The following is a 4,319-nucleotide window of genomic DNA, read 5'->3' on the forward strand; positions in this document are numbered from 1 at the left end:
CCGGCATCATTCCTCCCTTTGCCGCCAGCCGAAATGACCATCCCTCTGCTCATTCTTTGTCCCATTGCCGAACACCAGCTCGGCATCCTGTCGCAGCGATTCGACGTCACCTACGCCATCACCGACGTGGCGCGCGAGCAGGCGATCCGGGAGCGGGGCCAGGCGTTCCGCGCGGTGCTGACCATCGGCACCATCGGCCTGAGCGGCGAGGAGATCGCGGCCATGCCCAGGCTGGAGCTGGTGTCCTGCATGGGCGCCGGCTACGAGACCGTGGACGCGGCCGCCGCCAGGGCGCGCGGCATCGTCATGACCAACGGGCGTGGCGCCAATGACGACTGCGTCGCCGACCACGCCATGGGCATGCTGATTGCCGTCGTGCGCAATTTCCGCAAGCTGGACCAGCAGTGCCGCGCCGGCGTCTGGCGCACGCAGATCCCGGTGCCGCCCGGCATCTCCGGCAAGCGCCTGGGCATCCTGGGCATGGGCGCCATCGGCGAGAAGATCGCCACGCGCGCTCAGGGTTTCGGCCTGCGCATCGGCTATCACAACCGCAATCCCAAGCCCGGCTCGGCGCACCCGTATTTCGACAGCCTGACCGCCATGGCCGAATGGTGCGACGTGCTGCTGTGCGTGGCGCCCGGCGGCGCCTCGACCCGCCACCTGGTCAATGCCGAATTGCTGCGGGCGCTGGGGCCAAGGGGATACCTGCTGAACCTGGGACGCGGCAGCATCGTCGACACGGCGGCGCTGGCGGCCGCGCTGCGCGACGGCGTCATCGCCGGCGCGGGCCTGGACGTCTATGAAAGCGAACCCGAGCCACCCGCCGAGCTGCTGGCGCTGGACAACCTGCTGCTGACGCCGCACGTGGGCGGCTGGTCGCCGGAGAGCGTGGAAGCGCAATTCACGATCTACCTGCAAAACCTGGAGGGGCATTTTTCCGGGCGCGGCGTGGTCACGCCGGTCTAACGCCGGTCTAACGCGGCACGAGGCGGCAGCACCGTGCCGGCTGCGCGCGGACGCGCGCCGGACCGATGCGGTGCTCAGCGCTTGCGCGCGACGATGTACGGCCGCCGATCGCTGCCGCGGTCGGCGTGGCGTTCCGTCGCCAGGATCTCGAACCCGGCGGCGGCCACTTGCCGCTCCAGCGCCGAGGCGCTGAACGCGCCGGTATAGGGCGCCTTGCCGATGGCGCGCATGGCCGGCAGCAAGGCCAGCCGGATCAACGGATTCATGTCGCCCAGGCACCCCGTCTTGGAGATGAACAGGCCGCCGTCGGCCAGCAGTGCGTGGATGCGCCGCAGCGTGCCGGGCAGATCGCGCACCAGGTGCAGATAGTTGAACGCCAGCACCGCGTCGTACTGGCCGGCCCGCAATGCCGGATCCTCGGCCGTCGCGGCGAGGAAGGACAGGGCGGCAACCGGGGCGGCGGCCAGCTTTTCTTGCGCGATCGCGATCATGGCCGGTGAAAAATCCGTGCCCAGGTAGCTGGCCACGCCGTCCGCCAATCGCAGCGCGGTGCTGCCGGTGCCGCAGCCCAGTTCCAGCACATGGTCGTTCTCTTCCAGCAGTTCGCGGGTGCGCCGCAGCGTGCGTTCATAGCCTCGCGGATCCGAGACGGCGGCGGCCGCGTATCGGCGCGCGCTGCGGTCCCAGAAGCGGGCATCGTTGCTCAATGTCATGGGGCGGTCGGTCCTTGGGCAGGCGGGGCGGGGCCTGGCGCAAGGCAGCATACACCGGCGGCCCTGGCGCCAGGCGGACGGATGCCCGCCGGCCCGGGCGTGGACCGGACCCGGCCCGATCGGATTCAGGCCCGGCGCTTGACCAGCACCACCAGCGACACGCCCAGGATGATGAGCGCCGAAGCGGCCACCAGGATCTGCGTCACGGCCTCGCCCAGGAACAGCGCGCCGCCGAACGCCGTCAGCACCGGCACGCTCAGTTGCACCGTGGCGGCGTGGGTCACCTTCAGCTCCTTGAGCGCCGCGTACCAGAGGATGTAGCCCAGGCCCGAGGTCACCGCGCCGGACGCCACCGCATAGATCACGCCGGTGGGGTCCAGGTCCACGTGCGATGCCTGGAACTGCAGGAAGAACAGCACCAGGGCGATCGGCGTGGCGCGGATGAAGTTGCCGGCGGTGGCCGAGGCCGGATTGCGAGAGCCCCGGCCCGCCACCGAGTAGGCGCTCCAGGCGATGCCCGAGACGATCATCAGGAAGCCATAGAACAGGGGCGGGGCGCCGACGCTGGGCAGCATCAGCATGACCAGCCCGCTGACCGCGAAGGCCACACCGATGCTCTGCAAGAAGGACAGCCGTTCGCCAATGATCAACCCGTACAGGATCATGCTGATCTGGATCGAGGCGAACAGCAGCAGCGCGCCCGTGCCGGCCGGGATCTGGGAATAGGCATAGGCGAAGGTCATGGCATAGGCCAGCAGCGCCAGCGCGCCGAACCAACTGCCTTCCAGGTTGCGGGACTGTCGCTGCAGATACAGCACCAGCCAGAGAATCAGCGCACCGGAGAGCAGCCGGATGGCGACGAAGCTGGTCGGATCGATCGGCGTCTGCTTGAGCGCGATGCGGCACAGCAGGGAATTGCCGGCGAAGGCCAGCAGGGACAGCAGGGTCAGCGCGAACAGGCGGGGAGTCATGGAGAATTCAGCCCAGGAAGTGTTTGACGGCGTTGATTTCGTCTTGCTTGACCAGCATGGGGAAATGCCCCGTGCCCGCCACGGTGTAACGCTCGGCGCGCGGGCCGCGTGTGGCCATGGCGCAGGCGTTCTCCTCCGTCAGCACATCGGAATTGGCGCCGCGCACCAGCAGCACGCGGGCCCGGATCCGCTCATACCAGTGCCACAGGTCCAGGTCCGCGCCGGCGTCGCGCAACAGCTGCTCCGCGATGCGGGTGTCGTAGCGCAGCGTGTAGCCGCCCGCGCCGTCCGGCTCGATCATGTGGTCGGAGACGGCGCGCCACTGCGCGTCCGACAGCGGTCCGCAGGACGCCGTCATGATCTTGAAGGTGAGCACCGCCTGCTCCAGGCTGCGAAAGCGCACCTCGCGCTGGATCGAGCGCGCCGCCTTCAGGAAGACCTCGCCGGCGGTGACGGTGCCCACGTCGTTGAGCACCAGGCCGCGCACCGCGTCGGGATGCGTCGCGGCATACATCATGCCCAGTATCCCGCCCAGCGACGTGCCGATGATGTCCACGGGCCGGTCGCGCAGGCCGGCCGAGTCCGCCAGCGCGTGCAGCACGCGCAGATAGGTCTGGTGGTTGTAGTCAGCCGGGTCCGCCAGGCGGTCACTGTCGCCCCGGCCGGGCAGGTCGGGACAGAGCACTCGCCGGTCCGCCGCCAGCGCCCGCGCCAGGAAATCGAAATCGCGGCCGTTGCGGTTCAGGGCATGCAGGCACAGCACCACGCGTTCGGCGTCGGGCCGGCCCCATTCGTGGACGGCGACGCGGCAGGTGGCGCCGCCGATCTCGCAGCCGATGCTCAGCTGGCGGGGCGCGTTCTCGGCGCGCCTATCGGGATGATTCATGGTCTTCCATCCAAGGTGGGAGCACGCCATCGATGGCGCAGGCGATGCCGGCCTGCGCCTGGCCGCGCGCCCGGAAGTCGGCGATGCAGGCGGTGGTTTCCGCCACGACCTGATCAGTCACGGCGCGATGGGCGACGGTCTGCACCAGCGCCTTGGTCGCCGGCAGCGAGGCCGGGCTGCCCTGGACGATGTCGTCCACGCAGCTGGCCACCAGGCCGTCCAGCTCGCCGCTCGGGCAGATCTGGTGCAGCAGGCCCGCCTGCAGCGCTTCCTGCGCCGACAGGGGCCTGGCCGTCAGGAACAGGTATTTCGCCAGCCTGGGTCCGAGCGCCTGCACCACATAGGGGCTCATCAGCGCCGGCAGAATTCCGACGCGGACTTCGCGCGTCCGGAAGCGGGCGTGATCGTTGGCGATGGCGATGTCGCAGGCCGCCACCAGCCCCAGCCCGGCGCTCAGCGCATCGCCCTGGATCTTGGCGATGGTGGGGACCGGCGAGTCGTGGATCGCCTTGAACAGGCGAGCCAGCGTCGCCGCCGAGCGCAGATTGTCGGCCGGCGAGGCGTGCGCGCCGGCCTGCATCCAGCGCAGGTCGATGCCGGCGCAGAAGGTGTCGCCCTCGGCCGACAGGACGATGGCGCGCAGGCCGGCCTGTCCGGCCAGCTCGCGCAATGCGTTGGTCAGGGCGGCGATGACGCCCTGGTCCAGCAGATTGGCCGTTTCGGGGCGGCAGAGGCGCAGTTCGGCGCAGCGGCGCTTGGGGTCGAACTGGACGAGGACGGGCG

5 protein-coding genes are annotated in these 4,319 nt (G+C 69.8%); 1 reads left to right on the forward strand and 4 read right to left on the reverse strand.

Annotation, left to right across the window (positions count from 1 at the left end):
* Positions 1-33 precede the first annotated feature (33 nt).
* The gene (locus AC6LJ5_RS29935; protein ID WP_498142411.1) at positions 34-966 is read left to right on the forward strand and encodes a 2-hydroxyacid dehydrogenase; all 933 of its coding nucleotides are present in this window, start codon (positions 34-36) and stop codon (positions 964-966) included.
* A 74-nt stretch (positions 967-1,040) separates the two neighbouring features.
* Here AC6LJ5_RS29935 and AC6LJ5_RS29940 read toward each other — a convergent pair whose 3' ends face one another.
* From AC6LJ5_RS29940 to AC6LJ5_RS29955, 4 genes are all read right to left on the reverse strand, one after another.
* Positions 1,041-1,679: a class I SAM-dependent methyltransferase gene (locus tag AC6LJ5_RS29940; protein ID WP_498142412.1), complete on the reverse strand. Its 639-nt coding sequence runs from the start codon at positions 1,677-1,679 to the stop codon at positions 1,041-1,043.
* A 125-nt stretch (positions 1,680-1,804) separates the two neighbouring features.
* Positions 1,805-2,650 (reverse strand): DMT family transporter, encoded by an 846-nt coding sequence (locus AC6LJ5_RS29945; protein WP_103274433.1) that lies wholly within the window; start codon positions 2,648-2,650, stop codon positions 1,805-1,807.
* A 7-nt stretch (positions 2,651-2,657) separates the two neighbouring features.
* The gene (locus tag AC6LJ5_RS29950) at positions 2,658-3,536 is read right to left on the reverse strand and encodes an alpha/beta fold hydrolase (RefSeq protein ID WP_498142413.1); all 879 of its coding nucleotides are present in this window, start codon (positions 3,534-3,536) and stop codon (positions 2,658-2,660) included.
* Positions 3,520-4,319: enoyl-CoA hydratase-related protein (locus tag AC6LJ5_RS29955; RefSeq protein ID WP_498142414.1), on the reverse strand; the 800-nt coding region annotated here is incomplete at its 5' end. The genes AC6LJ5_RS29950 and AC6LJ5_RS29955, both read right to left, overlap by 17 nt.

This window comes from Achromobacter sp. 1011791174 (assembly GCF_059760925.1).